32 protein-coding genes and 1 tRNA gene are annotated in these 26,505 nt (G+C 56.7%); 20 read left to right on the forward strand and 13 right to left on the reverse strand.

Annotation, left to right across the window (positions count from 1 at the left end; all coding sequences use genetic code 11):
- The first annotated feature begins 1 nt into the window (after position 1).
- The 6 genes from phoU (at position 2) to Z946_RS0119230 (ending at position 5,734) form a co-directional block, all read left to right on the forward strand.
- Entirely contained in the window at positions 2-709 is a 708-nt protein-coding gene (phoU, locus tag Z946_RS0119205) for a phosphate signaling complex protein PhoU (RefSeq protein WP_025057337.1), read from the forward strand.
- Positions 710-714: 5 nt separating this feature from the next.
- Entirely contained in the window at positions 715-1,404 is a 690-nt protein-coding gene (gene phoB / locus Z946_RS0119210; protein WP_025057338.1) for a phosphate regulon transcriptional regulator PhoB, read from the forward strand.
- 60 nt (positions 1,405-1,464) lie between these two features.
- Entirely contained in the window at positions 1,465-3,093 is a 1,629-nt protein-coding gene (locus Z946_RS0119215) for an amidohydrolase (RefSeq protein WP_025057339.1), read from the forward strand.
- Between the two features lie 17 nt (positions 3,094-3,110).
- The gene (locus Z946_RS0119220) at positions 3,111-3,992 is read left to right on the forward strand and encodes a CobW family GTP-binding protein (protein ID WP_241461373.1); all 882 of its coding nucleotides are present in this window, start codon (positions 3,111-3,113) and stop codon (positions 3,990-3,992) included.
- 144 nt (positions 3,993-4,136) lie between these two features.
- Complete coding sequence (gene cheB, locus Z946_RS0119225; protein WP_052836171.1) at positions 4,137-5,228, forward strand: chemotaxis-specific protein-glutamate methyltransferase CheB; 1,092 nt, start codon at positions 4,137-4,139, stop codon at positions 5,226-5,228.
- Positions 5,225-5,734 (forward strand): chemotaxis protein CheD, encoded by a 510-nt coding sequence (locus tag Z946_RS0119230; protein ID WP_037969311.1) that lies wholly within the window; start codon positions 5,225-5,227, stop codon positions 5,732-5,734. The genes cheB and Z946_RS0119230 overlap by 4 nt, the downstream gene beginning before the upstream one ends.
- Before the next feature lie 124 nt (positions 5,735-5,858).
- On the opposite strand, the gene Z946_RS0119235 is transcribed toward Z946_RS0119230, so the two are convergent.
- The 10 genes from Z946_RS0119235 to Z946_RS0119280 form a co-directional block, all read right to left on the reverse strand.
- On the reverse strand, positions 5,859-6,227 hold the full coding sequence (locus tag Z946_RS0119235) for a hypothetical protein (RefSeq protein ID WP_160170294.1): 369 nt from the start codon (positions 6,225-6,227) through the stop codon (positions 5,859-5,861).
- Positions 6,224-6,610: a response regulator gene (locus Z946_RS0119240; protein WP_025057344.1), complete on the reverse strand. Its 387-nt coding sequence runs from the start codon at positions 6,608-6,610 to the stop codon at positions 6,224-6,226. The genes Z946_RS0119235 and Z946_RS0119240 overlap by 4 nt, the downstream gene beginning before the upstream one ends.
- 61 nt (positions 6,611-6,671) lie before the next feature.
- Positions 6,672-7,520 carry a CheR family methyltransferase gene (locus Z946_RS0119245; RefSeq protein WP_025057345.1) on the reverse strand — a complete coding sequence of 283 codons (849 nt, stop codon included), beginning with the start codon at positions 7,518-7,520 and terminating at the stop codon, positions 6,672-6,674.
- Positions 7,517-7,975: a chemotaxis protein CheW gene (locus Z946_RS0119250; protein WP_025057346.1), complete on the reverse strand. Its 459-nt coding sequence runs from the start codon at positions 7,973-7,975 to the stop codon at positions 7,517-7,519. The genes Z946_RS0119245 and Z946_RS0119250 overlap by 4 nt, the downstream gene beginning before the upstream one ends.
- Positions 7,972-10,218, reverse strand: a complete 2,247-nt coding sequence (locus Z946_RS0119255) for a chemotaxis protein CheA (RefSeq protein ID WP_025057347.1) — start codon at positions 10,216-10,218, stop codon at positions 7,972-7,974. The genes Z946_RS0119250 and Z946_RS0119255 overlap by 4 nt, the downstream gene beginning before the upstream one ends.
- Positions 10,219-10,228: 10 nt before the next feature.
- Entirely contained in the window at positions 10,229-10,594 is a 366-nt protein-coding gene (locus tag Z946_RS0119260; protein WP_025057348.1) for a response regulator, read from the reverse strand.
- Positions 10,591-10,854 carry an STAS domain-containing protein gene (locus Z946_RS0119265; protein WP_025057349.1) on the reverse strand — a complete coding sequence of 88 codons (264 nt, stop codon included), beginning with the start codon at positions 10,852-10,854 and terminating at the stop codon, positions 10,591-10,593. The genes Z946_RS0119260 and Z946_RS0119265 overlap by 4 nt, the downstream gene beginning before the upstream one ends.
- A gap of 241 nt (positions 10,855-11,095) precedes the next feature.
- A complete protein-coding gene (locus Z946_RS0119270) occupies positions 11,096-12,175 on the reverse strand; it encodes a methyltetrahydrofolate cobalamin methyltransferase (protein WP_025057350.1) in 1,080 nt (359 codons plus the stop codon).
- 28 nt (positions 12,176-12,203) lie between these two features.
- The gene (locus Z946_RS0119275) at positions 12,204-13,139 is read right to left on the reverse strand and encodes a methylenetetrahydrofolate reductase (protein ID WP_241461354.1); all 936 of its coding nucleotides are present in this window, start codon (positions 13,137-13,139) and stop codon (positions 12,204-12,206) included.
- A 26-nt stretch (positions 13,140-13,165) separates the two neighbouring features.
- On the reverse strand, positions 13,166-13,462 hold the full coding sequence (locus Z946_RS0119280; protein ID WP_025057352.1) for a virulence factor: 297 nt from the start codon (positions 13,460-13,462) through the stop codon (positions 13,166-13,168).
- Positions 13,463-13,727: 265 nt separating this feature from the next.
- Between Z946_RS0119280 and Z946_RS0119285 the strand changes: the two genes are divergently transcribed.
- The 3 genes from Z946_RS0119285 (at position 13,728) to Z946_RS0119295 (ending at position 16,262) form a co-directional block, all read left to right on the forward strand.
- On the forward strand, positions 13,728-14,849 hold the full coding sequence (locus Z946_RS0119285; RefSeq protein WP_025057353.1) for a Ppx/GppA phosphatase family protein: 1,122 nt from the start codon (positions 13,728-13,730) through the stop codon (positions 14,847-14,849).
- A gap of 1 nt (position 14,850) precedes the next feature.
- Entirely contained in the window at positions 14,851-15,600 is a 750-nt protein-coding gene (locus Z946_RS0119290; RefSeq protein WP_025057354.1) for an RlmE family RNA methyltransferase, read from the forward strand.
- 92 nt (positions 15,601-15,692) lie between these two features.
- Positions 15,693-16,262: a hypothetical protein gene (locus tag Z946_RS0119295; RefSeq protein ID WP_025057355.1), complete on the forward strand. Its 570-nt coding sequence runs from the start codon at positions 15,693-15,695 to the stop codon at positions 16,260-16,262.
- 38 nt (positions 16,263-16,300) lie between these two features.
- Here Z946_RS0119295 and Z946_RS0119300 read toward each other — a convergent pair whose 3' ends face one another.
- On the reverse strand, positions 16,301-16,507 hold the full coding sequence (locus Z946_RS0119300; RefSeq protein ID WP_025057356.1) for a hypothetical protein: 207 nt from the start codon (positions 16,505-16,507) through the stop codon (positions 16,301-16,303).
- A gap of 162 nt (positions 16,508-16,669) precedes the next feature.
- Positions 16,670-16,759 (reverse strand) — tRNA-Ser (locus Z946_RS0119305).
- Between the two features lie 191 nt (positions 16,760-16,950).
- On the opposite strand from Z946_RS0119305, the gene Z946_RS0119310 reads away from it, so the two are divergent.
- The 11 genes from Z946_RS0119310 (at position 16,951) to Z946_RS0119360 (ending at position 25,869) form a co-directional block, all read left to right on the forward strand.
- Positions 16,951-17,796: a DUF2059 domain-containing protein gene (locus tag Z946_RS0119310; protein ID WP_025057357.1), complete on the forward strand. Its 846-nt coding sequence runs from the start codon at positions 16,951-16,953 to the stop codon at positions 17,794-17,796.
- The gene (locus Z946_RS0119315) at positions 17,796-18,626 is read left to right on the forward strand and encodes a DUF2059 domain-containing protein (protein WP_025057358.1); all 831 of its coding nucleotides are present in this window, start codon (positions 17,796-17,798) and stop codon (positions 18,624-18,626) included. Before Z946_RS0119310 ends, Z946_RS0119315 begins: the two co-directional genes overlap by 1 nt.
- Positions 18,627-19,084: 458 nt before the next feature.
- Positions 19,085-19,831, forward strand: a complete 747-nt coding sequence (locus Z946_RS0119320) for a 50S ribosomal protein L21 (protein ID WP_025057359.1) — start codon at positions 19,085-19,087, stop codon at positions 19,829-19,831.
- Positions 19,832-19,842: 11 nt separating this feature from the next.
- Positions 19,843-20,112, forward strand: a complete 270-nt coding sequence (rpmA, locus tag Z946_RS0119325; RefSeq protein WP_025053068.1) for a 50S ribosomal protein L27 — start codon at positions 19,843-19,845, stop codon at positions 20,110-20,112.
- A 115-nt stretch (positions 20,113-20,227) separates the two neighbouring features.
- On the forward strand, positions 20,228-20,788 hold the full coding sequence (locus Z946_RS0119330) for a GNAT family N-acetyltransferase (RefSeq protein WP_025057360.1): 561 nt from the start codon (positions 20,228-20,230) through the stop codon (positions 20,786-20,788).
- The gene (locus Z946_RS20885; protein WP_025057361.1) at positions 20,785-21,288 is read left to right on the forward strand and encodes a GNAT family N-acetyltransferase; all 504 of its coding nucleotides are present in this window, start codon (positions 20,785-20,787) and stop codon (positions 21,286-21,288) included. The genes Z946_RS0119330 and Z946_RS20885 overlap by 4 nt, the downstream gene beginning before the upstream one ends.
- A complete protein-coding gene (locus Z946_RS0119340) occupies positions 21,285-21,887 on the forward strand; it encodes a LysE family translocator (RefSeq protein WP_025057362.1) in 603 nt (200 codons plus the stop codon). The genes Z946_RS20885 and Z946_RS0119340 overlap by 4 nt, the downstream gene beginning before the upstream one ends.
- A gap of 2 nt (positions 21,888-21,889) precedes the next feature.
- Positions 21,890-22,426: a GNAT family N-acetyltransferase gene (locus Z946_RS0119345; protein ID WP_025057363.1), complete on the forward strand. Its 537-nt coding sequence runs from the start codon at positions 21,890-21,892 to the stop codon at positions 22,424-22,426.
- A 22-nt stretch (positions 22,427-22,448) separates the two neighbouring features.
- Positions 22,449-23,483: a GTPase ObgE gene (gene obgE, locus Z946_RS0119350; RefSeq protein WP_025057364.1), complete on the forward strand. Its 1,035-nt coding sequence runs from the start codon at positions 22,449-22,451 to the stop codon at positions 23,481-23,483.
- Positions 23,471-24,577 carry a glutamate 5-kinase gene (proB, locus tag Z946_RS0119355; RefSeq protein ID WP_025057365.1) on the forward strand — a complete coding sequence of 369 codons (1,107 nt, stop codon included), beginning with the start codon at positions 23,471-23,473 and terminating at the stop codon, positions 24,575-24,577. Before obgE ends, proB begins: the two co-directional genes overlap by 13 nt.
- Positions 24,578-24,603: 26 nt before the next feature.
- Positions 24,604-25,869: a glutamate-5-semialdehyde dehydrogenase gene (locus Z946_RS0119360; protein WP_025057366.1), complete on the forward strand. Its 1,266-nt coding sequence runs from the start codon at positions 24,604-24,606 to the stop codon at positions 25,867-25,869.
- A 27-nt stretch (positions 25,870-25,896) separates the two neighbouring features.
- Here Z946_RS0119360 and Z946_RS0119365 read toward each other — a convergent pair whose 3' ends face one another.
- Positions 25,897-26,493 (reverse strand): histidine phosphotransferase family protein, encoded by a 597-nt coding sequence (locus tag Z946_RS0119365; protein ID WP_025057367.1) that lies wholly within the window; start codon positions 26,491-26,493, stop codon positions 25,897-25,899.
- Positions 26,494-26,505: the final 12 nt, after the last annotated feature.

The raw sequence follows: 26,505 nt of genomic DNA on the forward strand, positions 1-26,505 counted from the left end.
CATGCAGGATCAACACATCGCATCCGCTTTTGACCGCGACCTTGAAGCGGTTCAGGCACAGATCATGAAAATGGGCGGAATGGTCGAGAACGCCATCCGTCAGGCCGCCAAGTCCCTCGAAACCCGTGATGAGGATCTGGCTGAAGAAGTACGTGGCGCTGACAAGGCCATCGACTTCCTGGAAAACCAGATCAACGAGAGTGCGGCGCGCATTATTGCTCTGCGGGCGCCCACGGCCATTGATCTGCGCGTCATCCTCAGCGTGATTAAGATCAGCGCAAATCTTGAACGGATTGGCGACTATGCCAAGAACATGGCCAAGCGGACAAGCGTTCTGGCCTCGCTTGCTGCTGTAGACGACAGCGGCGGTGCGATCCGCAGAATGGCGCTGACGGTTGAGGGCATGCTGAAAGACGCGCTTGATGCCTATATTCAACGCGACGCTGAATTGGCACAGGACGTGATCGACCGCGACGAAGACGTCGATCAGATGTACAACGCTTTGTTCCGCGAATTCCTGACCTTCATGATGGAAGATCCGCGCAACATCACGGCCTGTATGCATTTGCACTTCATTGCGAAAAACACCGAGCGCATGGGCGACCACGTCACATCGATTGCCGAACAGGTCGTCTATCTTGTGACTGGTGAGCATCCAGACGAAGCACGTCCCAAGGCGGACAAAACGTCTTTGATCACCAAGGCGTAAAGCATATGTCTGCCACCCAACCCCATGTGCTTCTGGTCGAGGACGAACCGGCGCAGCGTGAAGTGCTGGCTTATAACCTCGAAGCCGAAGGATACGCCGTCAGCCGGGCCGAAAACGGCGAAGAGGCGATGTTGCAGGTCGACGAGATCACACCTGATCTGGTGATCCTCGACTGGATGATGCCACTGATGAGCGGGATTGAGGTCTGCCGTCAGCTGAAGACACGAGAAGACACGCGCAACATCCCTGTGATCATGCTGTCCGCGCGATCAGAGGAAGTAGACACCGTGCGCGGCCTTGAGACGGGTGCTGACGACTATGTGGTCAAACCGTACTCTTTGCGGGAACTGATGGCGCGTGTCCGCACACAACTTCGCCGCTCACGTCCCTCGGCGGCAGGGGCTGCTTTGGTCTATCAGGACATCAGCCTTGACCCTGAAAGCCACCGCGTGAGCCGTGGTGGTCATGAGCTCAAGCTTGGTCCGACCGAGTACCGTCTCCTTGTGACATTCCTTGAAAAGCAGGGCCGTGTCCTGAGCCGGGACCAGCTTCTCGATCTGGTCTGGGGGCGCGATATCTACGTCGATACGCGGACAGTGGATGTTCATATTGCACGGCTTCGCAAAGTGCTGACCCAAGTGGTGCCGGATGACCCGATCCGTACCGTGCGCGGCACCGGATACGCCTTGGGTTGATTTTGGTTCCCTGACGCATGGTGCTGCGCTAGCGTGATGCCAAATGCTTCAGGGGGCCGTATGACCGATATCACCGTTTTCAGCGCCAAAAAGATAATCACGATGGATCCCAGCCGTCCCGAGGCGACCCATGTTGCTGTGCAGGATGGGAAAATTCTGGCTGTCGGTGGTGCCGATTGCGCGGATGACTGGGGGCAGGTCACACATGATGACCGTTTGGCAGACACCATTCTCATGCCCGGTTTCGTCGAGGGCCACGCGCATATGATGGCGGGCAAGATGTGGGATTTTGCATATGCCGGCTTTCACGACCGCCTCGACCCGCAGGGGAAGCTGCACGAGGGGATGACCTCGCTCGATGCGGTCATCGCGCGCCTGAAAGAACGAGATGCCGAAATGCCTGAAGGCGAGCCGATGTTCGCATGGGGGCTGGACCCGATATTTCTGCCCTCTGAGCGGATGAACAAACACCATCTGGATGCTGTGTCTACCACCCGTCCCATCTCTGTGATGTTCTCCAATTTCCATCTGATGTGCGTGAATTCCTCGGCGTTGGAGATGGCGCAATATTCGGCCCAGACCAATGTCGAGGGTGTGATCAAGGGCGAGGATGGCGCTCCCAATGGCGAACTTCAGGAAATGGCAGCCATGTTTCCGATCATGCGGCGCCTCGGCATCGACTTTCGCAGTCTCTCGCAAGGCGAGGATGCCTTGCGGCTTTACGCCGACGTCTGTCGTCTTGCGGGGGTGACGACCGTCACGGACCTCTATTCGACCATGGAAGATTCCGACGTGGCCGAAATGGTGCGGATCACTGGTGAAGATGATTTTGGCATCCGCATCGTGCCCGCGCTCGGGGCGACCGGTGCCGATCCTGAAACCCTCGCCACACGCGCGCTCGCGCTCAAGAAACGATCAACCGATAAACTGCGCCTGGGGGCGGTGAAGCTGATGACTGACGGTTCTATCCAAGGATGGACGGGCCGCGTGAAGTGGCCGCACTACATCGGGGGACAGCCGAACGGCTTGTGGAACAGCACACCGGAAGAGATTTTTGCCCTCTGCGAAGCGATGTATAAACACGGCGTTCAGATGCATATCCACGTCAATGCGGACGAAGCCTCTGAAGTGTCACTGGATGCCTGTGAGGCAGCTGCTCGGAAGCATCCATGGCCCGGTGCCCGCCATGTTTTCCAGCACTGTCAGATGATGGGACCGGATCAATTCGCCCGTGCACGGGAGTTGGGCCTCTGCACCAATATATTCTCCAACCATCTGTATTACTTCGGAGATCAGCATGTGGCCCTCACCATCGGCGAAGACCGTGCAAGCCGGATGAACGCTGCACGCTCCGCCCTCGATGCGGGCGTCTCGGTTGCGCTTCATTCGGACGCGCCGGTCACGCCCATGGGGCCGCTCTTTACTGCGTGGTGTGCCGTCAACCGCAAGACAATGTCAGGCCGCACGCTGGGGCCGGAACAACGCATTACGGTACCAGAGGCCTTGACCCTGATTACACTCGGTGCGGCCTATACGCTGAAGCTCGACAGCGAGATCGGCAGCATTGAAACAGGCAAGATCGCTGACTTTGCGGTTTTGGGGGAAGACCCGCTTTCTGTTGAACCCGAAGATCTCAGGGATGTGCCGGTTTTGGGCACAGTCAGTGGCGGGCAGGTGCTGCTGTCGTGAACCGACTTCCGCTCACCGTGATCAGCGGTTATCTCGGGGCTGGAAAGACCACTCTGATCAATCGTTTGCTCGCGCAACCTCATGGATTGCGCTTGATGGTGATGGTCAATGATTTTGGTGCCATCAACATCGATAAGGCGCTTATCGAAGCGCAGGACGACGATGTGATTGCGCTGACCAACGGCTGCATTTGCTGCACCATGGGGACGGATTTGTTTCTGGCGCTAGGGGATGCGCTTGATCGCCGTCCGCGACCGGACCACCTTATCATCGAAGCAAGCGGGATCGCAGACCCCGCCGCCATTGCCAACACAGCGATAGCCGAGCCGGATTTGATCTATTCCGGGATCGTCACGCTGGTAGATGCGTTAAATATCAATGCGCTACTATCCGACCCTCTGGTGTCACCTCAAGTGGCACAGCAAATGGCTGCGGCCGATCTGTTGGTGCAGACCAAGTGTGCGCAGCGTGTCGCAGATGTAGATAATGCCTGCCAGAACAACGGCTTGCCGTTGCCTGTTATTGTAGAGCCGAGCGCGGTATCGATTTTGACGCTTGGTGCCAAGTTAAGCAATGAAGCGTCGGTTGCCAGCGTACATCCAGACTATGTAACTTGGTATGTGTCTGACAGTCCGGTCCTTGATCACGCGAGGCTCACCACAGCGTTGAAAGATAGGCCCGAATGGCTATTCCGCCTAAAAGGGTTTGTTCGGACTGAGCAAGGCTTGCAAGAAATACATGTTGTTGGAAAAAGTATAGATATCAAAGTGGTGCAGGATAATACTGAGGCGTCTTTAGTCGCTTTAGGCGTGCGCGGCAGGTTCACCAAGGAGGCGATGGATGTTTGGTGGCAAGGCGTGACTGGCGCCAGTTCCTCGATTGCGCATCAGCAGACCTAGAACTCCTTAGGTTCCGGAAACAGCCGTAGTTTTCAGATATTCTGCGCCGATTGTGTTGTCTAAATTCATGAGTTCTTCATCCTTTTGACTGACGAAGGCAGTGCCAGTATGCCGCTGGCGTCAGGATGTTTGATGCAACACCAAATGCCAGATACCGCGGAGCCATCCTTGCGCGCATCACGCACCAAGAAGGTGGTCATCGTGGACGATTCCAAGACGATCCGAAGCTGGCTGCGCGTTGTGTTTGCGCAGGATGCACGGCTAGAGGTGGTCGGTGAGGCCGACAGTGCGGAGAAGGCGCGACAGGTGATTAAGCATACCCGCCCGGACGTGATCACGCTGGACATCGAAATGCCGGGGATGAGTGGTCTTGATTTCCTTGACCGGCTGATGCAACTGCGCCCGATGCCGGTGGTGATGATTTCCGGCAGCACCCAAAGCAATTCCGATGCGACAATCACCGCTCTTACGCTGGGAGCTGTCGATTGTATCCTCAAGCCATCGACACCTACGAACAGAGATGTATGGAAAGACATTTCACGGCGGGTGTTTTCTGCGGCGTGCAGTACGGTTCAAGTTACCCGCAGATCGATGAAAGAGGTTGCGCGCAGCCGGGGGCAGGTGGGTAACGACGAATTGCCACTTATCCTCATTGGCGCATCCACCGGTGGCGTGGCGGCACTTGAGGAAGTGCTATCCAATTTACACACGGACGGTCCGCCGGTTGTGGTTGTTCAGCACATGCCGGGTGCCTTCCTGGTGAGCTTTTCGCACCTCCTTAACCGTAACCTTTCGCAAGACGTCGCAATCGTGCGCGCAGGGGAGCCGCTCGGCGCGGGACAAATCCGTCTTGCGCCATCTCAAGGCATGCACACCGAAATTGTAAGAGAGCGCGGTCAGTGGTCCTGCGCGCTGGTTTCTGAGCCTCAAAATACACTTCATTGCCCATCTGTGGATGTACTGTTCAGATCGGCGCTTCCGTTCAGCAAAGATGTGATCGGCGTCATACTGACAGGATTGGGACGTGATGGTGCGGATGCCCTACTTGGCCTGCGAAAAGCCGGTGCGCGGACCATGGGGCAAGATGAACACACAAGCGTCATCTACGGGATGCCACGTGTAGCATGGGAAATCGGCGCAGTTCAAAAGCAACTGCCGCTGTCGTTGATCGGAGAGGGCATCAATCGCGCTGCGGCTTTGCACGCCAGCGGGAAATCAAAAGGGCGCAGTTCATGAACCAGCGGTTTGTCATCACACAAGGTGAATTCCAGGTATCAGATAGTGAAGGAGATACTGTGTCGACTTTGCTAGGTTCCTGTGTCGCATGCTGCCTGTGGGATCCTGAAGCTGGCGTCGGGGGCATGAACCATATTCTGCTGGCGACGACCTCTCGCAATGATCTGGCCTGCGACTTTGCCGGGGTCAATGCGATGGAGTTGCTGATTAACGGCATCCTCAAGCGCGGCGGCGTTCGAAACAACTTGCTGGCAAAGGCCTTTGGCGGAGCAAGCATGATCGACGGCCTGTCAGGCATAGGTCAGGCAAATTGCGCGTTCGCGGTGGGATTCCTGGAGCAAGAGAACATTCCATGCGTATCGAAGTCTTTGGGCGGAACCACCGCGCGTCATGTTGTCTTTACGCCTACGACCGGACAAGTCCGCGTGAAAGCTCAGACGGATAATATCATCACTCCGGTCGAAAGAAGAGCACCGCCAGCGAGTAACGGGTTGGAGCTGTTTTAAGTTTCGCCGATCGCTGCTGTGATAGTATTGCGGGAGTAGTATTTTTACCGAGGCGAGTCATCTGGCTGCTTGATGCGGTACAACCTGAGGGGCCATTGAAAGGCCGTAGGCGGCAAAACAGCGCTTAAAACAGGTCGAGTTCCCCGGAGCTGCCCGATGTATCCCAACGCAACCCTGATGCTTCCAAGCTGCTTTTAAACAGGGCCTTTGAAGTGTCCAGCCGTAGTTCCGCACTCACTGATTTTGCTACAAAGCCGTTACGGTTCATTGTTATGCCTGCGCTAAGCGTAGACATATCTTCCAACGACTGACGCAGGAAATCCAGGCGTTGTAGCCTGACAATTCTCTCGTATCCCTCTTTTGTGTAACCACCAATTTCATCGCCGACGGCAGCTTCGATCAGCTGTACCTCGTGCGCCAATTCGCCGAAGTAGTCAGACATTCGCGCAAGGAGATCATGAAGGGAGATATGGGTTTCTTCCAATCTTGTCACAGGCGTCCGACCACCGCTTCGATACAGTTGCGCAAATCATCGGGTTGGAACGGCTTTTTAAGATAGTTGTTCATGCCCAGCTTCTTACCGTGATCAATGATTTGCTGCTCGGCGCGGCCGGTAATCAGAACAAAACCCATGCCCTTTGTTTTGGGACTAGCACGCAAGTAATGCAGCAGTTGGAGGCCATCCATTTCAGGCATGTTATAATCGGAAATCACCAGATGCGCGGGTTTGACTGCCAAAGCCTGCAGCGCTTGTTTGCCGTTCTCGGCAGTGGCCACATTGCGTACTCCAAAAGCATCCAGTGCCTGTGTAATCAGCCCACGACTGGTGGACATGTCGTCCACAACCATTATTCGTATTTGATCGCGCAATGCCATGTCAGTTTTCCTCAAAGATTTTTATGCAGAGTTTATTGTTCAGATCGTCCCATCTGTAGCTTCAGGCCGCAATAGGGCGATAGGTAGTTGGCCCCGTTCCGTGAAAACCGAACCTATCTGGATCGACGATGCGTTCGGAATGACCCAGAAAAAGAACGCCTTGGGGTTTCAGGACTGACTGAAACTTCGGCCAAAGTGTTTCCTGCGTCGCAACGTCGAAGTAAATCACCACGTTGCGACAAAATACGACGTCGAACTTTTTCGTCATTGGCCAGGGGGCAAGAAGGTTCAGCTCGTTGACACGGATCATGTCTTTCAAAACTGGCAAGGCTTCATAGCTGTGTTCGGACCCGGTTTGCAGTTTACGAAAATAACGGGAAAGAAGGGCCTCCGGCACGCCGGCGATCAGGCGTTCGTGATAAATGCCCTCCCGTGCAAATGCGACAACTTCCGGATCTATGTCTGTGGCTAGGATACGGACATCGTAATTTCTTACTTCTGGCACATGCTCAAGCAATGTCATTGCAACCGAGAGAGCTTCCTGTCCGTTGGAACATCCTGCGGACCAAATGCGCAAAGCGCCTCCTGATTTCAATTCTGGTAAGAGCCTAGAAAGCTCTTCCTTGAGGCGGTCGAAATGGTGGTTTTCACGGAAAAAGTGGGTAACATTCGTGGTGAGGGCAGATATCAACTTGCGGCGCTCCGCAATGCCCTGTTCTGTGTTGAGAAACGTGCAATAGGATTTAAAGTCAGGCAGCTTCAATGCGCGCAGGCGATGCCGCAATCGGGACTGAACCATAGACCGTTTTTCATCAACCAGGATCAGGCCGCTATCGCGGTAAGCCAGTTCGGCAATTTCGCGAAAACTGGCAGAATCTAGATCGGTAGACGTATGCGCCACGGCGTTCATGCAGCCGCACTTTCTTGGGTGTTGACTGTCATCGGCAAGTTGAGAACGCGGATCATCCGTTCATCGATGAGAGTCAGCGCGCTCACCACGCTTTCGGCCATATTGGAGGCCAACTCGGGGGGCGGCTGCAAATCCTCGGAGGTGACGGCGACAATGTCGGAAACTGCATCTACCAACAGACCTGTCATGATGTCTTCGTGCTTAACCACGATGATGACATTGCGGTCATTCTGAGCGCGTTCAGGCAAGCCAAGGCGCAAGGCAAGATCCATGACAGGAAGAACGGTGCCGCGCAGATTTATCACCCCCTTCATGAATTGGGGGGCATGGGGAAGGGGCGTGGCATGGGTCCAACCCCGAATTTCACGCACCGACATGATGTCGAGCGCATACTCCTGTTCAGCAAGCCGGAATGTCAGCAGTTCGATTGTGCCGGTGCCAGTTGAATCGGTCATGCGGAGAGTCCTTGTGCTGGTACAGTGTTTGGCATGTTCACGGCAGTGCCGGCTTTGGCGATGATATCGCTGGGGTCGAGGATCAGTGCGATCTGACCGTCGCCAAGAATTGTGGCGGCGGCGATGCCCGGCGCGCGGTAGAAGCTCTCGTCAAGGCCTTTAATGACGACCTGCCTCTGGTCAATAATGTTGTCGATGACCAACGCAGCACAACTTTCATCCTCATGGGCAATCAGCAGGATGACGGCCCCATCGAATTTTTCCAACGGCGGGCGATATCCCAAAGCTTCACCCAGATCGAAGAGAGGTACAAAACCGCTTCGGACTTCGATGACATTACGGCCCGGGCGCACCATTTGAACATCACCCTTCTTGAGGGTCAGGGTCTCCACGACGAGGTTGAGTGGCAGGACAAGGGTTTCTCCGGCGACCTCGATAACCATACCATCGAGCACCGCGAGAGTGAGCGGCAGCGAGATTGAAAAAGTTGTGCCTTCTCCGGGATTTGAGGTGATCGTAATGCGGCCACCTAACGCCTGGATGGCGGTGCGCACGACGTCCATACCCACACCGCGCCCGGACAGATCAGATACGACTGCTGCGGTCGAGAAGCCGGGCAAAAACAGAAGGTTGTCAATTTCCGTATCGCTGAGGGACGCGTCAGCTGGAATAAGGCCTTTGTCGATGGCGATCTGGAGAACCCGTGCCCGGTTGATGCCTGCTCCGTCGTCGGCGATTTCGATGACCACCCGACCGGATCGGTGGGCTGCCGAAAGTCTGACTTTGCCTTGAGGTTCCTTGCCTGCTGCAATGCGGTCATCGGGCCGTTCCAGCCCATGGTCAACTGCATTGCGGATCATATGGGTCAGTGGATCTGCGAGACGCTCGATTACCGTTTTGTCGACCTCTGTGGCCTCCCCAACCGTTTGCAGCCGCACATCCTTGCCAACTGCGGCTGAAGATTCGCGGACGATCCGCGACATGCGTTGAAACAGCGACTTGACCGGCTGGGCGCGGATCATCATCACCGAATCCTGAATGTCGCGGGTGAGCCGTTGGAAGTCCTCAAGACCGCTGATGGCGTCGGAATGCGGTGACAGGCCAGATTTCTCAAGGCTTTGGCTGAGCATCGCCTGATTGATGACCAATTCACCGACGAGGTTGACCAGACGTTCAATCCTGTCGAGGTCGACGCGTACAACTGATTTGGCTGGTGCGGATGCGGCCTGTTTCGCGGGCTTGTCATTGGTAGTGGCCGCTATCGGGGTCGGTTCCGGTGCGGTGGGTGGGGCTGCCTGCGGCGGATCGATGGTTTCAGGCATGTCGGTGGATGGCTTTTTGAGTGCCGCAACAGGTATCTGATCCGCGATAGAGGATGGAGGATCATCCGCTCTGGCATCAACGCTGGAGATCTTCAGTGTGCAGAGGCCTTCAACAAATTCAAAGATCGAGGCGATCTCATTCTCTTCGACAGTGGTGGTGAGTGTGATTGTCCAACCAATATGAGGAATCTCGGGCACAAGTTTCGTCAGTGGGGGCAGGTCGAATAGATTACACCGGACAGTCATATCCCCCAGCGTTTGCAAGTTCCGCAACAGAAGGGCCGGTTCGTTGCCTGTGTCAAAGAGCTCAGGTCCGGGAATGAATGTGATTTCATACGCGCCGCCGGTCATTTCGGCTGCTGTCGCCTCATCATACGCGTCGAACGCCGGCGGAGGAGGCAAATCATCAAGGTTCAGTTCTGTATCGGCGGCATCATCACCAGAATCGTCCAGGTCGAGATCAAAGGACAATCCCATCGGTTGAAAATCGATATCTTCGTCCGGCTCCCCTTCCGCACCTGCATTATCACCTAAAAACGCGTCGAGAGCGCCTAGCAGCTCGGTAGTCGTTTCTGTTGGCAGCGGCGCATCTTCACGGCTGATCCGCACCAGATCAGACAGGTGATCTGCTGCCTGAAAGAACACCTTGAGCGCGTCTGGCCCGACATCCAGACGTCCTGCGCGGACTTCGTCCAATACAGTCTCATAGCGGTGCGCAAACCTGACAAGCCCCTCAAGGCCGAATGCGCCGGCACCACCCTTGATAGAATGAACCGCACGGAAGACGATATTGATCGTCTCGGCATCATCAGCGCCGTCTTCAATGATCTGCAATCCGTCCTGCAGCGCTTCGAGAAGTTCCTCGCACTCGATGAAAAAGGAGGCGCGGATTTCGGCCATCGGATCATTGTCGGTACTCATAGAACTATCCTTATCCGGCAACCATTTGCAGGGCTTTGACAAGCTTTGCGGGATCAAATGGTTTGACGATCCAACCGGTTGCCCCGGCGGCACGGGCGCGTTGCTTGAGCTCGGGCGCAGCTTCTGTTGTCAGAACCAGGATGGGGGTAGATCGGTATTTGTCCTGATCGCGCACTGCATCGATAAACCCGAACCCGTCCATACGCGGCATGTTGATGTCCGTGATGATTGCATCGGGTTCCAACCCGTCGAGCACTTCGATGCCGTGGACACCATCATCGGCGGTGTGCACCGTGAACCCGGCGGGCAGCAGGGCCAGTTTGATCATGTCCCGCATTGTGCGGCTGTCATCAACGGCAAGTATCTCAAGGCTCATGTGCATCCCTCCGCCAATGTTTCGGGGGTGAACCCCATCGCGCCGATCTGGGCCAATACGGGGTCAGTCGCGTTTACGATTTCAAACGTGGTTTCGCTGCGCTTTGCGGCCTGCGCTGCCGCAAGGCAGGTTTGCAGGCACAGTGCGCCAAACTGGGTGACGGCCCCCAGATCCAGAACAATATCTTTGCCCGAATGTGCGACGAAATCGGCGTGCAACGAGGAGACTGCAGTCACATCAAGCTTTCCGCTTGGGCTCATTCGCTCAGCCACGGATAACCTGCGGTGCTTGAAAACTGATTTGCATCATCTGGACACTCCGAGTTGCGTGAATAGGGAGGTTCTAGAGGGCGGTGCGTTAATTCTGCGTTACCAGTTGCATTATCAGTCGGTTTTTCCACCTGACCGGCAGGATAGACGGTTGAATGCTGTGGAGGCGTGAAACGTAAAGGGCCCGCGCTTCATGCGCAGGCCCCAGAAAATGTCGCTTATGTTGATCGTTTTATCCCCGCCGGCGACCGCCTGTGCGTCCGGCGCGTCCGCGCCCCTCCTGACCCGCTTTTGGGGCGACTTTGTTGAATTTGATCCATTCACTGCCATGCGGGTCTCGGTCGAACAGGAAATTGGCGGCGCGGATCGCTTCCATTTCCTTGCCGGGGCGCGGTTTGGTCGATCCCATGCCAAAAAGCTGTACGAAGGCTTCGTCATCCATGCCCTCTGGTAGTACAACGCCCAGCGCTTCCAGCTCGGCCTTCTTCTCGGCAATCTTTGTCGCGTTTATTGGCAGCGCCACAGGGTTCATAATGGCGGAGGTCATGCCGGCACCCATCGCCATAGGCAAGAATGCATTGTTAATGCCGTGACGGTTGGGCAGACCGAAGCTGATGTTGGATGCGCCACAGGTCGTGTTGACGCCCAGTTCCTCGCGCAGGCGGCGCACAAGGGTAAAGACCTGATGGCCTGCGGTCGCCATGGCCCCGATGGGCATCACCAATGGATCTACGACGATGTCATGGGCAGCAATGCCGAAATCAGCGGCCCGTTCCACAATCAGCTTGGCCACGGCAAAGCGTACATCGGGGTCTTCTGAAATGCCGGTGTCATCGTTTGAAATCGCCACGACGGGTACATTGTATTTCTTCACCAGCGGCAGAACCAGTTCCAGCCGTTCTTCTTCACCAGTGACAGAGTTCAGCAGCGGGCGGCCTTCGCAGGCTTCAAGTCCTGCTTCCAGCGCACCGGGAACGGAGCTGTCGATGCACAAAGGCGTGTCGGTCACGGCCTGAACGCGTTTGATCATTTCAGGCATCAACATCGGCTCGACAAAGTTATTGTCGGCGTAACGGGGATCTTCGGCCATTTTGTTGGAAAAAACAGCACCCGAGTTCACATCCAGCACCGTAGCACCGGCATTGGTCTGTGCCACGGCATCAAATTCGACCCTGCTGAAGTCGTCGCGCTCCAGCTCTTCTGCCAGAATTTTGCGGCCCGTCGGGTTGATCCGCTCTCCGATGACGCAGAACGGCTCATCAAAGCCGATAACGGCGGTTTTCGTTTTGGATTCGATGATGGTCCGGGTCATTCAGTAGCGTCCTTAGACAAGAGGAAGTTCAGGTGGCGGGCTTGGCAGGCTGGGCAGAGGCCCCGCCGTTTTCAATCGCCCAGTTCGCATTGGTCTTGATCCCGCCCAGCGGGAAAAAGTGAACGTGAGAGACATTGAAGTCAGGGTTGGCAGCCTTGTGCAGTGCCAGTTCGCGCACGACATCCGTGGGCTCATAAGGCAACAACAATTTGGTCACGTCCATCGCGCGTTTCTGCAGGACTTTAAGTGACGGACCAACACCACAGGCGATGGCAAACTTGATCAAGGTCTGTAGCTTAGCCGGACCCGCGATCCCGATATGGACGGGCAGGGTAATGCCTGCATGTTTAAGGCTGTCGGCCCATTCGATGATCGGTTGTGCCTCGAACGCGAACTGCGTGGCGATGGCCATCTCGGCATCTGTGCGGGTTTGGAAGTCGTTTTTCCATTTCAGCGCTTCGTCCACTTTTAAACGGGTGCCGTCCGTGTCGATGTCACGGTTGCCTTCGGGGTGGCCCGCCACGTGCAGACGTTTGAATCCGGCCTTATCAAAAAGACCGGTTTCCATAAGCTGCATGGAGTCGCTGAAATCACCGTGTGGGGTGACGACACCACCGGCCAGCAGCAGCGCCTGTTCGACATCAGCCTCACCTTGATAGCGTGCAATCCAGTCGGTCAGCGTGGCGCGGTCCTTGATGATGCGGGCAGGGAAGTGCGGCATAACGTTGAAGCCGTCGTCATTCAGCCGTTTGGCGGTTGCGACCATGTCTTCGATGGGGGTGCCTTCGATGTGGGCAATGTAGACGCGGGTGCCTGCGGGCAGCAACGCAGTAAAATCTTCGACCTTCTCGGCGGTGCGGGGCATCACTTCGATAGAGTAGTCCTTCAGAAACGCCTCAACCTCGGGACTATCCGCCCCCTCGTTGGCAGGCGTTTCTTTGCGTCGAAAATTCAGCAATGCCATGAGTTTGTCCTTCATCATGCGGGAGATCAGGCCCGGCCTTCGTTGTCGATAAGCGCCTTGAGGCGCGCTTGGTCGTATTCGGTGTCTATCTTCAACGCTTGCGCATCCGCGACGGCATCTGCGTCGCCGTCAACGCTGAACGGCTCTGCCTTGCGCCAATCCGCCATATAGGCATCGCTATCCTGCGCGCCGATGCGCATGGCCACGCGGTCAATCGCCTGTTCGAACCGCTCGGGCAGCGGGCGCTTTGAGCCTCGGCGCCCCTTGCCCACGATTACCTGAGCGGGGATGTCGCGCCAGTATACGATTGTTACGTCGACCATCTGCTGATTCCTCGGCTGGTTTCATCGGTTTCTATCGGTCGGTACGCAATTTACTGTGCCGTTTTTCGACTTCACATGCGCTATCCGCGACCCCTCGCCAGTCTAGAGCCATGCCGCACGGATCGGTAGGGCGCGGCGTGCTCAAATTTCTCAGGATGTTTGTGAGCTTGGGCTCAGGAAGATTTGTGGCAGCCCTGCGTTCGCGCTTGCGTCAGACGCTGTGCGCGACTACCTTTGAACCAACTCGAAATGAAAGGCGCGAACCATGGCGCCACAGCGTCCCAAAGGTGCGGGCGCGCTCGATAAGGACAAACAGTCGGCTCTGAGCCCCGCGCCAGTTCCGCCCAGATCGTCCGAGCTATATGCGGCCCTCGATCTGGGCACAAATAGCTGCCGCATGTTGATCGCACAGCCCAAGGGCAACGGTTTTCACGTGGTAGACAGTTTCTCAAAGTCCGTCCAATTGGGGGCAGGGCTTGAGAAGACCGGGCGATTATCGCGCGGATCAATGTCGCGCACCGTGCAGGCATTGCGTATCTGTCAGCAAAAGTTGCGTCGCAACAAGGTCAAACGCATGCGTCTGGTCGCCACCGAGGCATGCCGCAGGGCGTTGAACGGTGCAGACTTCATGCGGCGTATCCAGCGGGAAACTGGTCTGACACTCGACATCATCAAGCCCGAGGAAGAAGCGCAGCTTGCGGTGATTTCATGTGCGCCGCTGGTCAGCCACAAGACGGAAAACCTGCTGGTTGTGGATATCGGTGGTGGCTCGACCGAGCTTGTGTGGATCGACATTTCCGGCGTGCCCAAACATGACCGCGCCCAAGCCATCATGCGACTGCATGCAGGATTTGATCAGGCCAAGACAGACATACCAGCAGCAAAGGTAGTAGACTGGATTTCCGTGCCGCTTGGTGTCGCCACATTGCGCGATCAGTTTGTCGATGTCTCGGACGATGCGGCGCGCTTTGCGCTGATGAGTTGGTTCTTTGAGGAAAACCTTCAGGACTTTACGCCGTATCAATCGGCGCAGCCGCAAGAGCGGTTCCAGATCATCGGCACCTCCGGTACAGTGACCACGGTGGCGGCAAGCCATCTGGGATTGCGCCGTTATGACCGGACCAAGATTGATGGCCTGCGCATGTCGTCGGCACAAATTGACAAGGTCATTCACTCCTATCTGGCGATGGGGCCGGGCGGACGGCGCGCGGATCCGCGGATCGGATCGGATCGGGCAGCGTTGATTATGTCAGGGGCTGCGATCTTGCAGGCGCTGATGCGGTGTTGGCCGACCGACCGGCTGAGTGTCGCAGACAGAGGTCTGCGGGAAGGATTGCTTTACGCGCAAATGAGCGCGGATGGCGTATTGGAAGAGGGGTCTTACTAAGATGGCCAAAACACCGACCGGAAAAACGCCAACCGGCAAGAACACATCAGGGCGCGGACAGCGCGACCTGAAAGTAAAGGTAAAATCCGCGCGCGGGCGGACAACCAGTTCGACCCGCTGGCTGCAGCGGCAGCTGAATGATCCTTACGTGAAGCGGGCGCAATCCGAAGGATATCGCGGGCGTGCGGCCTACAAGATCATGGAACTTGATGATAAATTCCGTTTTCTGGTACCAGGTGCGCGTATCGTTGATCTGGGAGCCGCACCCGGTGGCTGGTGTCAGGTTGCGGTGAAACGCGCCAACATCCTCGGGGAACGTGGCGGCAAGGCAGTGGGCACCATTCTGGGCGTTGACCTGCAAGAAATGGAACCGATTGCAGGCTGTGAACTGCATGTGCTCGACTTTATGGACGAGGGGGCGGACGATCAGGTCAAAGAATGGCTTGGTGGCAAGGCCGATGTGGTCATGTCGGATATGGCTGCGTCTTCATCGGGGCACAAGAAAACCGATCACCTCAAGATTATGGCTCTGTGCGAGGCTGCGGCCTACTTTGCCTTCGACGTGCTGGAAGAGGGCGGTACATTTGTCGCCAAGGTTCTGGCAGGCGGAGCCGAAGGGGAGCTACAAAAGCTTCTCAAGCAGCGCTTCACGAAGGTGCATAATATCAAACCACCGGCAAGCCGGTCCGACAGTTCGGAGAAGTTCGTCGTGGCCACCGGTTTCCGCGGAGATCCGCAGCAAGTTAGCTAAGATTTGACGCGTTCTTCCGGGCGCGATTTACAGAGCTTTAAGCGTGGCAACTTAACCCGTCGGATACCTCATACAGATCCGAAGGAATGGTCATGTTTCGAAAAGCACTTCTTGGTTTTACCCTTTTGTTAGCTCCTGTTGCGCAGGCCGCAGAAGTCCCGCCGGCGATGTCGCAATACATTTACGATGATCTGATGGCCTGGGTGAACGATGCAGAAATCGTGCAGGCCATTCAGGCACAGAACAGCGCGATGGGCGCACTGTCACAAGACGATATCATTCTGCGCGACGAGATGTGGCGCGCGCAGGTCAGCACGCCGGTCGCACCGCTGGTGAATGAAGTGATGAATGCGCCGCTCTCGACTTTCCTGCGGGTCCATCAGGAAAAGTCCGCCGGTCTGATCACAGAGGTCTTCGTGATGGACCGCAACGGCCTGAATGTCGCCGCCAGTACCATTACCTCTGACTATTGGCAGGGGGATGAGGCGAAGTTCCAGGAGACCTTTGGCAAGGGATCGGGATCGGTCTTTGTCGACGAGATCGAACTGGATGAAAGCACGCAAACCTATCAGGGTCAGGTGTCGTTTGCCGTGACGGACCCGGCCTCTGGTGAGGTGGTGGGCGCAATTACAGTCGGTCTGAACGCCAGCGCCTTTTACTAAGGTCTCGTCTTTCCCATCTCTGGTTCGTTTGGCAGATATCAGAGCTTGAACCGCTCCAATGAAAAACCAAAGCGCGCGATTTTCCGATCGCGCGTTTTCTTTATTGCAGAAGCACCAGACGAGGGCGCGTCCTGAAAGGACGCAAGTCCACGATTAAGGAGTTGTTCGCTGGTATTATCGTCAAGGTACCTTTCCCGCACAACCTTCGCCTGTCCTGCCGTATCGCCACGCAGCATCGCGAACATCTTCGCATGTCCTTGTGATCTTTTTTCAGGTGAATCAGTCATGAGGTCCGCAGAGTTTTTGTTGGCCGCCTTGATAGTTCGAAATTGAGGCAGAGCCAAGACAGGCTAACGGTGAAACGGGGATAGATAATGTCCTGTATACAGGCGCTTACACGTCAGGGTTGGCGGAGAGACAGGGATTCGAACCCTGGGTAGGCTTGCACCCACAACGGTTTTCGAGACCGCCCCGTTCGACCACTCCGGCACCTCTCCGCGATCGGGTGGTGGGCGGCGCATACGGAATGTTAGGCAACAGAGCAAGACAGATAATTGCGCCAGTGGGGTTAAAGCGCGGCAGAGCCCGCGCCGTTCACGGTTAAATTGATTGCCTCGTGGCTTGGAACGCTTACTCTTGATGTATAGATCACCCTCAAGCCATCCGCCCAACCAAAGGATCAGACTATATGACAGCTATTTTCCGCGCACCCATGTTGGTGTTAAGTTTCCTGTCCCTTCTTGCGGTGGCGGTGCCTGTACCTCAGGCGCGCGCGGCGGATACTGAAAAGCTTGAAACATTCCTTGAGGTGACCGGCTTTGACGTGGCGCTTGAGAGCATCCGTCTGTCTGCTGATGCGGCTCCGCAAATGCTCGGGATCGAGGCGGATGCCTTTGGTTCTGAATGGTCGCGCCTTGTGGGTGAGGTATTCAAGACCGACCTGATGCATGAAATGGCGCTCGATATCCTTGGCAAAACGCTCGACGATGACGCGCTGGATCACGCAGCGGACTTTTATGCATCTGAGTTCGGTCAGCGGTTGGTCAAGGCCGAGAACAGCTCCCATATGATCGAGGATGATGAACTGAAATCGGAAAGCGGCACGGCCATTATCGATGGTCTGGTGCGCATCGGGTCACCAAGGGTGGAGCTGTTGCGGTCCTTGAATGAGGCAAGCGACGTTGAAGACAGCTCGATCCGTGCCATTCAGGAAGTGCAGATCCGTTTTCTGATGGCAGCGGCGGGTGCGGGGGTGATCGAATTGCAAATGGATGAGCCCGACCTGCGCGAGGCTTTGAGAGCGCAGGAAGGCGATATGCGTGCGTCCATTCAGAGCAATGCATTGGCAAATGCTGCCTACACTTATCAGGCGTTCTCGGATGTTGAGATTGATGCCTATGCCAAGGCTCTGGCGCATCCCACCATGCAGAAAGTCTATGAACTGATGAATGCTGTTCAATACGAGATACAGGCAAACCGCTTTGAAGAAGTTGCTGCCAGATTGTCCGGTATGCAGCCCAGTCAGGACCTGTGATGCGAAGCGTTTCTTATCTGCTATCGGGTTTGCTGGGCGTCTGGCTGACTTTAGCTGCGGCGACTGCGGCGCAGGCAGACGCGCGGACCACAGTTCTGGTAGATGTCCTTAAATTACAGGAAGCGGCGGGCATTCTGGCTTTGGAAGGCATCGCAAGCTCTGAAGATTTGAACCGTGATATGCTGGAGGGGCAGGGCGGTGCTGGTTGGGCGCTTCAGGTTCAGCAGATTTACGCGCCGGACCGCATGGTGGAACTGGTGCGCGCAGAGCTTGAGGCGGCATTAAAGGGTGATGCGCTTGAAGAAGTGATAACGTTTTTCGCAGGCAGTCGTGGGCGGCAGATCATTGATCTTGAGAATTCGGCCCGCCGCGCAATACAAGACCCCGAAGTAGAAGAAGCTGCACGTGCGCGCTACCGTGCACTGAAGGGGACGGATGATCCAAGGCTTGCCCTGATTACGTCCTACATCGAGAGCGGCGACATGATCGAGCGCAACGTGACCTCCGCGCTCAACTCCAACTACCAGTTCCTGCGCGGTCTGGTGGAGGGTGGCGCGTTCGAGATGTCCGAAGAAGAGATGCTGTCTGACGCCGCGGGCGATCTTGAGGAAAGCACGAAAGATACCGCTGAGTGGCTCTATGGTTACCTTTTGCTTGCGTATCACCCACTACAGGATGCTGATCTTGAGGCCTATATCGCCTTTGCAAACACAAAAGCGGGGCAGGCTTTGAATCGGGCGCTGTTTGACGGATTCGGGAAAGCCTATGAGGATATCTCCTATGCTTTGGGACGGGCCGTCTCTTTGAATATGACTGCAGAGGAGCTTTAGCGCCGCTCACGATGGGCGGCGGTTGCGTTTCATTCTGCATCGAAGGTCGCAGAATGAAACGCGTGCTGCCGTTTGCCCGCCAAGCGCTTTGTGAGCGCTGATGCGGAAACTCGTTACGCGTAATAAATGTGAACAAATGGTTAACAGCCTCTTTCTGCGCTTTGAATGTGGCTTTGATCTGACCGGTAGCGGGCGAATTTGGGGGAAACCGGGGCGGCGGTCTTTGCTACTTGTATATGCCGGTGGCGATGCGGTGCCGAAATCCGCGCATTTCGGGGCAATCGCGCTTGACTTGGCCCGCAATCCCGCCAATAAGCGCCCATCCCGACAGGTCCGCCTGATTTCGGGACTATTTTTAATGACGCCCACGAGGGCGCGCTGTTCGAGGTGGATGCGGCTACGGTCGGTCCGAAACTCCGCAAGGGACCACAGAACGCGGCAACATGAAGGAAGACGCGATGTTCGCAGTCATCAAGACTGGCGGTAAGCAATACAAGGTAGCCTCAGGCGATGTGCTTCGGGTTGAACGTATTGCGGCAAATGCCGGTGATAAAGTTCTGTTTAACGAAGTTCTGATGCTTGGTGGCGACAGCCCCAAAGTCGGCGCGCCCCTGATCGAAGACGCCGGTGTTGAAGCCGAAGTTGTGGACCAGATCAAAGCCGAGAAGGTCATTCACTTCGTTAAGCGCCGTCGTAAGCACAGCTCCAAGCGTACCAAAGGTCACCGCCAGAAGCTGACGCTGATCAAGGTTGGCGAGATTCTGGCCTCCGGTGCCGGCAAGTCAAAGTCAATGACAGCCGTTGGTACAGGTTCTGTACCTGCTGCGACCGTTGCTGCGATCAACGAGCGCTATACCATGAACAAGACCGACCAGGCCGAAATGGCCAAGCGGGTTGTTGAAGGCGAAGCCAAAGAGAAAAAGGCAAAGCCAGCGCCGACCAAAGAAGCGGCTCCAAAGGCCGAGAAGAAAGCAGCGCCAAAGAAAGCCGCTGCCAAGAAATCTGATGGCGACGATCTGTCCGAAATTTCAGGCGTAGGTCCGGTTATTGTTGGCAAACTGCACGCCGAAGGCATTACAACCTTCGCGCAGATCGCTGCATGGACAGATGCGGACGTAGAAGCTATTGAAGAGAAACTGTCGTTCAAAGGTCGTGTCGGTCGTGAAGACTGGATCGCACAGGCCAAAGATCTGGCAAAAGGTTAAGGAGAGACCAAATGGCACATAAAAAAGCAGGCGGCTCATCCCGTAACGGACGCGACTCAGCTGGTCGTCGTCTTGGCGTTAAAAAATATGGCGGCGAAGCTGTCATTCCCGGCAACATCATCGTGCGCCAGCGTGGCACGAAGTTTTGGCCAGCAGATGGCGTAGGCATGGGCAAAGACCACACAATCTTTGCAACTGTTGATGGTTCTGTGACCTTCCACAAAGGTCTGAAAAACCGCACGTTCATTTCTGTCCTGCCGGCGGCCGAGGCCGCAGAATAAGCCGTACCCGAATAGGTTTGAAAAAATTGAAGGGATCGGCGGAAACGCCGGTCCCTTTCTCGTTTCCGCCCGATCCCTGCAGACCAAAATGCCCTCCGACCAAAGGAGCCCGCCCATGCAGACGACACATGCCCGCCCAACCCTTACGGATGGTCCGGTACGTTTGCGCGCGCCAAAGGCCGAGGATATCGCTGCACGGTTCAAGTTGGGCAATACGGCCGAAATCCACCATATGTTCGGTGCAGACCCTGCCAAGGTACAGCCCATCACCAAAGCCCAAGCGACCAGCTGGTTTCATGCCCAAGAAGCGGAACCCCTTGCCTGGGTGATCGATTACCGCAAACGCCTTGCAGGCGCGCTGCGGCTTCATTCTCTGGATCATCACGACAGACGTGCAAGCCTTGCGGTCGGCATTCTCAATCCCAAATTACTTGGCAAGGGCATCGGCACGCGGGCCATCCATCTGATCGTGGCCCATGCCTTTGATGCGCTCAAGTTGCACCGCTTGACGCTACGGGTAGTGGATTACAATGACCGTGCGATTGCGGCTTACAAGAAGGTCGGCTTTGTCATCGAGGGCCGCGAGCGTGAAGCGGCACGTGTCGGTGACGCGTGGCATGATGATGTGATTATGGGGCTTTTGGCTTCGGACTATGCAAAGGGGCAGGCGGCATGACCTTCACTTTGCAAACCGACCGTCTGGTTCTCCGCCCTTTTTGCAGTGCTGACAGCCCTTGGGTTGCCGAAGCGCTTCAAGATGTGGATGTCGCCCAGTGGATACCATTGCTGCCTTATCCTTACGGCATTGATGACGGACGTGCCTTTGTCGAATTGCAGGCCGGCCCGCAGGCAGATGCATTGGCGGTGATCCATGGTGAGACTCCCGTCGGCTGCATTACAAAGGCCACTGAGCTTGGCTATTGGTTCCACAAAAGCGCTTGGGGGCAGGGTTTCGCGACGGAGGCGGCGCGGGCCGTTGTGGCGCACCATTTTAACTCGGCTGACGCCCGTATGACGTCGGGCTATATGATCGACAACTCCCGCTCACAGCGCGTTTTGTCAAAGCTTGGCTTCACTCCGACCGAAACGGTGGAACGGCTGTCTACGGCGGTGGGCGAAATGAGGACCATCCAGCGGATGGAATTGTCGCGGGCAAATTGGGTGACCCACGCATGAGTATTGCCCTGATTCCATTGACGATATTTGCGGCGAGCCAGATCGGGACGCCCGGGCCGGCCAACATGGCGCTGCTCGCCACCGGTGCGCGGTTCGGTTTTCGCGCCGCACTGCCCTTCGTGGCGGGTGTGGCGCTCGGCAAACAGCTGATCATCTGGCCCATCGGCTTTGGTCTGATGGAGCTGGCCGAGGCTGCACCGGGGCTGTTCATTGCGCTTAAGTATATTTCAGCGGCCTACATCATCTGGCTCGCGTGGAAAGTTGCCAACCTGCGCCTGACACCGGGGCAGGGCGACGCGACCGCCCCCGGCTTTGCCGCCGGTCTGATCGTTCACCCGCTTAATCCCAAGGCTTGGGCAATGATCGTCGGCGGCTTTACGGCCTTTGTCGGGTCTGATGTTTCCAGCTTCACGGCGACTGCCACAATCGCTGCGGTGCTCTTGGGGTGTCAGATCATTTTACATCCGATCTGGACACTTGCCGGTGACCGGATCGCCAAAACCGTTGCAGGAACTGCGGCGGAACCTTACTTGATGTGGACATTGGCAGGCCTGACGGTCGCCTCTGTCCTGTTCGTACTGTTCGGAGGAGGAGCATGACGATGGAAATGCAAACGATAGTGAACCAGCCTGTGATCGAAACGGAACGCTTTGATCTGCGCCCGCTGAGGCGGTCGGATTTGGGTCTGATCGAAATGTATGCAGGTGATGCGCGTGTGGCGAAAAACACCACCTCTATTCCGCATCCCTTGCCGCCCGGCACAATCGAGGCGTTTATCGCCCGCGCGATGGGAGAGACGCGCGATTTCGATTGTTGGGCCATGGACGGCAGCAAGACGGGCGGGGATGAGGTCATGGGCCTGATCACATTGTCCCGTCTGGACCGAAACCAATCCGAGGTCGGATTTTGGGTCGCTCCGGCGTTCTGGAACACGCATCTGGCGTCTGATTCAGTGCAGGCACTTGTCGATGCCAATCCGTTGAAAAATGATGCGATGTTCGCAACCGTTTTTCAGGACAATCCGGCCTCTGCCAAAGTCATGACCAACGCCGGTTTCATCTATCTGGGTGATGCCGAAACCTATTGTCTGGCACGCGACGGTGCCGTACCCACTTGGACCTATAGCCGCAAGCTTTAGGCGACCCCGAAAGGCGACCGAGATGAAATTCCTCGACCTGTGCAAAGTCTACATCCGTTCCGGCGCGGGCGGGGGCGGCTGTATTTCGTTCCGTCGCGAGAAGTATATCGAATACGGCGGGCCGGACGGCGGCGATGGCGGCGGTGGCGGCTCTGTCTGGGCTGAAGCCGTGGACGGATTGAACACGCTTATCGACTTCCGCTACCAGCAGCACTTCTTTGCCAAGAATGGCCAGCCCGGCATGGGCAAACAGCGCACCGGTAAGGATGGCGAAGATATCGTCTTGCGTGTGCCTGTTGGCACAGAAATCCTGGATGAAGATCAGGAAACCGTCATCGTGGACATCACTGAAGTAGGCCAGCGCGTCGAGTTGGCCCGCGGTGGTAATGGCGGCTGGGGCAACCTGCACTTCAAATCTGCCACCAATCAGGCCCCAAGGCGGTCCAACCCGGGTCAGGATGGTGTGGAGCGTACCTTGTGGCTGCGCCTGAAACTCATCGCTGATGTGGGTTTGTTGGGTCTGCCCAATGCTGGGAAATCGACCTTCTTGGCAGCGACCTCGAACGCACGTCCCAAAATTGCGGACTATCCGTTCACCACGCTGCATCCAAATCTGGGCGTAGTGGGCGTCGACAATACCGAATTTGTGGTCGCGGACATTCCGGGCCTGATTGAAGGTGCCTCTGAAGGGCGCGGTTTGGGCGATCTGTTTCTAGGTCACGTGGAGCGTTGTGCGGTGCTTTTGCATCTGATCGACGGCACTTCTGACACGGTTGCCGAGGATTATCAGACTATCATCACAGAACTTGAAGCCTATGGTGGCGATCTGGCCGAGAAACCACGTGTAACGGTGTTGAACAAGGTCGATGCGCTGGATGAAGAAGAGCGTGTAACCAAAAGAAAAGAATTGGAAAAAGCCTGCGGTGGTCCGGTCATGATGATGTCCGGTGTCGCGCGTGAAGGGGTGACAGAGGTCCTGCGTACCCTGCGCGGTGAAATTGACGATGACCGTCTGCGCCAGAAACCTGCCGAGGAAGCGGTGCAATGGCATCCCTGACCGCTGCCAGACGTGTTGTCGTCAAGATCGGCTCTGCCTTGCTGGTGGATCGCGAAACGGGCGATTTGCGCAGTGACTGGTTGCACGGGCTTGCGCAGGATGTGCACTGGTTGAAAAGCCTTGGCTGCGACGTCGTTCTGGTCTCGTCGGGCTCGATTGCCTTGGGGCGGGGTGTGTTGGATTTGCCCAAGACACCCCTTGCGCTGGAACAGTCTCAGGCAGCGGCGGCTGTCGGCCAGATCAGGCTGGCGCGCGCTTATGAGGAAGTGCTTGCACCGCACGGCATCATCACCGCGCAAGTGCTTGTTACACTTGAAGATTCCGCCAACCGGAAAAGATACTTGAATAGCCGTGCCACGCTTGAGCAACTGCTGGGACTGGGTGTGGTCCCAATCGTGAACGAGAATGACACGGTTGCCACAGACGAGATCCGTTTTGGAGACAATGACCGCCTTGCGGCCCAAATCGCGGTCACTGTCGGGGCGGATCAGTTGATCCTGCTTTCTGATGTCGACGGGTTCTATTCTGCGAACCCCCATGAGGATAATTCCGCTCAGCGCTATGACATTATCGAGGCGATCACGCCCGAGATTGAAGCGATGGCGGGGGATGCAGGGTCGGGCCTCAGCAAAGGCGGTATGAAGACCAAATTAATGGCCGCAAAAACTGCGACAGCGGCAGGCTGCGCGATGGCGATTACAGAAGGCTCTGCCATGCGTCCATTGCAGGGGCTTCATACCGGGGCGAATGCCACGTGGTTCACGGCCCAAACCGATCCGCAAGCGGCACGCAAACGCTGGATTGCGGCGATGAAGCCGCGCGGGTCTGTCACGCTGGACGCAGGCGCTGTCACGGCGCTTGGCAAGGGCAAGTCACTGTTGCCCGCAGGCGTGCGGCAAGTGCAAGGGGCGTTCGAGCGAGGCGACAGCATATCCCTGCTAAATCCCGCCGGTCACAGCATTGGCGTCGGCCTTACGCGGTATTCGGCCAGCGAGGCGGACCAGATCAAAGGGCACCACAGTGCGGAAATTGAAGAACTGCTCGGCTATCCAGGCCGTGCTGCCCTGATCCACCGCGACGACATGGCGCTTTAAGATATTCTAAGAACGGACCTCAAACGATGACACAAAACACTTCGATCGCGGAATTGATGGCCGGTATCGGCCAGCGGGCCAAAGCGGCAGCAACAGCTTTGGCCAGCGCATCGGCAGAGCGCAAGCACGCGGCGCTGATCGGTGCGGCAGAAGCCGTTTGGAAAAACCGGGAAGCCATCATCGAAGCAAACGTTAAGGATCTCGCCTACGGGCGCGAAAAGGGCCTGTCCGACGCGATGATGGACCGTCTGATGCTGGATGAGGCGCGCATCCAAGGGATGGTTGACGGCCTGCGCTCTGTTGCTGAACAGCCAGATCCCGTCGGTGAAACCATTGCCGAATGGGACCAGCCCAGCGGCCTACACATCCGCCGCGTGCGCACGCCCTTGGGCGTGATCGGCGTGATCTATGAAAGCCGGCCAAACGTGACGGCGGATGCAGGTGCGCTGTGCATCAAGGCGGGGAATGCGGTTATCCTGCGCGGCGGCTCCGAAGGGTTCAATTCTTCACAAGCGATCCATGCCTGCCTGCAACAGGGCCTGCGGGATGCGAACCTGCCAGAGGATGCAGTGCAGTTGGTGCCGACACGCGACAGGGCAGCCGTCAGCGCGATGCTGACGATGACAGATACCATTGACGTCATTGTACCGCGCGGCGGCAAGGGCCTTGTCGGTCTGGTGCAGCGCGAAGCCCGCGTGCCGGTATTCGCGCACCTGGAAGGTATCGTGCATATCTTCATCGACGAACATGCAGACCCGGAAAAGGCGCTCAAAGTTGTCTTGAACGCAAAGACCCGCCGCACCGGTATCTGCGGGGCTTTGGAATGTCTGCTGGTTCATGAAAAGGTCGCGAAATCAATCGGTCAGGGACTGTTGCGTGCGCTGATCGATGCGGGTGTCGAAGTGCGTGCAGATGCGGCTTTTGGCGCTGTCGAGGGTGCCGTTCCCGCCACAGAGGACGATTGGGGGCACGAATACCTCGACATGATCGTCGCGGCAAAGGTCGTGCGCGATATCGATGATGCGATTGCCCATATCCGCAAGTACGGCTCCAACCACACGGATTGCATTATTACAGAAGATGCTGCCAACGTGGAAACCTTCATGACGCAACTGGATTCCGCCATCCTGATGCACAATGCCTCGACCCAGTTCGCCGATGGTGGTGAGTTCGGCATGGGGGCCGAGATCGGGATTGCGACAGGCAAAATGCATGCGCGCGGGCCGGTTGGGGCCTCGCAGTTGACCAGCTTCAAGTATCTTGTGACGGGTGACGGCACGGTGCGTTCGTAAAATCCCCGATCCGCCGCTGCGACATGGTCAGTAGGATATTTTCAGGGTCGCCTCGTCTGACTTGAAGGTGATCTTGCGGCCTGTGTCGCCTGCGATCAGCGGCAGCAAGGCAAACTGAACGTTTGACGGCTGAAGCCCCTGCGGTGCGCTTTGATCCGACAGTCGGCACCACAAGGCGGGATCGACATTCAACCTGTCCGCACTGCCGTCAAGGGTCCATGACGCGCCATCTGTGCTGACGTTGAGGCGTCCACCATAGGGCATGGCATTTTCGGCACAAAGCAGTGCGAGGAACGCGAGGCGCACCTCGATGCGTTGCACGGGATGTTCCGGTGCCCATTTGATTGCAAGTCTGCTGTCACCGTAAAGATCGCGCAAGATGGAGTTCACCTCTGCTGGTCCGATCATCTGTTCGCCGGCGGCACCAAAGGCCACCCGGAAAAAGCGAATTTTGGCAGACGCATTCCCGACGCTTTTGTTAATAAGTCCCATTTCGGGTCCGGTTTGCTCACCCGACATCGTCAAAAGCTCGAGCCCATTGTTGATGGCGCCGATGGGCGATATCAGATCATGACAGATACGGCTGCCGATCAGGGAAGCGAGTGTAGTGTCCATGTCGTTCATGTGCGCACTCCG

The sequence above is a fragment of the Sulfitobacter noctilucicola genome, assembly GCF_000622385.1.
Lineage (GTDB): Bacteria > Pseudomonadota > Alphaproteobacteria > Rhodobacterales > Rhodobacteraceae > Sulfitobacter > Sulfitobacter noctilucicola.

Bases quoted from the DNA above. Each gene is read 5' to 3' on its own strand.
- proB (WP_025057365.1), top strand. From the start codon at position 23,471: ATGGCATCCCTGACCGCTGCCAGACGTGTTGTCGTCAAGATCGGCTCT.
- Z946_RS0119365 (WP_025057367.1), bottom strand. From the start codon at position 26,493: ATGAACGACATGGACACTACACTCGCTTCCCTGATCGGCAGCCGTATC.
- Z946_RS0119290 (WP_025057354.1), top strand. From the start codon at position 14,851: ATGGCCAAAACACCGACCGGAAAAACGCCAACCGGCAAGAACACATCA.
- Z946_RS0119280 (WP_025057352.1), bottom strand. From the start codon at position 13,462: ATGGTCGACGTAACAATCGTATACTGGCGCGACATCCCCGCTCAGGTA.
- Z946_RS0119310 (WP_025057357.1), top strand. From the start codon at position 16,951: ATGACAGCTATTTTCCGCGCACCCATGTTGGTGTTAAGTTTCCTGTCC.
- cheB (WP_052836171.1), top strand. From the start codon at position 4,137: ATGCCAGATACCGCGGAGCCATCCTTGCGCGCATCACGCACCAAGAAG.
- Z946_RS0119300 (WP_025057356.1), bottom strand. From the start codon at position 16,507: ATGTTCGCGATGCTGCGTGGCGATACGGCAGGACAGGCGAAGGTTGTG.
- Z946_RS0119315 (WP_025057358.1), top strand. From the start codon at position 17,796: ATGCGAAGCGTTTCTTATCTGCTATCGGGTTTGCTGGGCGTCTGGCTG.
- Z946_RS0119275 (WP_241461354.1), bottom strand. From the start codon at position 13,139: ATGGCATTGCTGAATTTTCGACGCAAAGAAACGCCTGCCAACGAGGGG.
- Z946_RS0119345 (WP_025057363.1), top strand. From the start codon at position 21,890: ATGGAAATGCAAACGATAGTGAACCAGCCTGTGATCGAAACGGAACGC.
- Z946_RS0119340 (WP_025057362.1), top strand. From the start codon at position 21,285: ATGAGTATTGCCCTGATTCCATTGACGATATTTGCGGCGAGCCAGATC.
- Z946_RS0119255 (WP_025057347.1), bottom strand. From the start codon at position 10,218: ATGAGTACCGACAATGATCCGATGGCCGAAATCCGCGCCTCCTTTTTC.
- Z946_RS0119250 (WP_025057346.1), bottom strand. From the start codon at position 7,975: ATGACCGATTCAACTGGCACCGGCACAATCGAACTGCTGACATTCCGG.
- phoU (WP_025057337.1), top strand. From the start codon at position 2: ATGCAGGATCAACACATCGCATCCGCTTTTGACCGCGACCTTGAAGCG.
- Z946_RS0119330 (WP_025057360.1), top strand. From the start codon at position 20,228: ATGCAGACGACACATGCCCGCCCAACCCTTACGGATGGTCCGGTACGT.
- Z946_RS0119320 (WP_025057359.1), top strand. From the start codon at position 19,085: ATGTTCGCAGTCATCAAGACTGGCGGTAAGCAATACAAGGTAGCCTCA.
- Z946_RS0119240 (WP_025057344.1), bottom strand. From the start codon at position 6,610: ATGGCATTGCGCGATCAAATACGAATAATGGTTGTGGACGACATGTCC.
- obgE (WP_025057364.1), top strand. From the start codon at position 22,449: ATGAAATTCCTCGACCTGTGCAAAGTCTACATCCGTTCCGGCGCGGGC.
- Z946_RS0119215 (WP_025057339.1), top strand. From the start codon at position 1,465: ATGACCGATATCACCGTTTTCAGCGCCAAAAAGATAATCACGATGGAT.
- Z946_RS0119230 (WP_037969311.1), top strand. From the start codon at position 5,225: ATGAACCAGCGGTTTGTCATCACACAAGGTGAATTCCAGGTATCAGAT.
- Z946_RS0119285 (WP_025057353.1), top strand. From the start codon at position 13,728: ATGGCGCCACAGCGTCCCAAAGGTGCGGGCGCGCTCGATAAGGACAAA.
- Z946_RS20885 (WP_025057361.1), top strand. From the start codon at position 20,785: ATGACCTTCACTTTGCAAACCGACCGTCTGGTTCTCCGCCCTTTTTGC.
- Z946_RS0119270 (WP_025057350.1), bottom strand. From the start codon at position 12,175: ATGACCCGGACCATCATCGAATCCAAAACGAAAACCGCCGTTATCGGC.
- Z946_RS0119260 (WP_025057348.1), bottom strand. From the start codon at position 10,594: ATGAGCCTTGAGATACTTGCCGTTGATGACAGCCGCACAATGCGGGAC.
- Z946_RS0119245 (WP_025057345.1), bottom strand. From the start codon at position 7,520: ATGAACGCCGTGGCGCATACGTCTACCGATCTAGATTCTGCCAGTTTT.
- Z946_RS0119360 (WP_025057366.1), top strand. From the start codon at position 24,604: ATGACACAAAACACTTCGATCGCGGAATTGATGGCCGGTATCGGCCAG.
- Z946_RS0119265 (WP_025057349.1), bottom strand. From the start codon at position 10,854: ATGAGCCCAAGCGGAAAGCTTGATGTGACTGCAGTCTCCTCGTTGCAC.
- rpmA (WP_025053068.1), top strand. From the start codon at position 19,843: ATGGCACATAAAAAAGCAGGCGGCTCATCCCGTAACGGACGCGACTCA.
- phoB (WP_025057338.1), top strand. From the start codon at position 715: ATGTCTGCCACCCAACCCCATGTGCTTCTGGTCGAGGACGAACCGGCG.
- Z946_RS0119295 (WP_025057355.1), top strand. From the start codon at position 15,693: ATGTTTCGAAAAGCACTTCTTGGTTTTACCCTTTTGTTAGCTCCTGTT.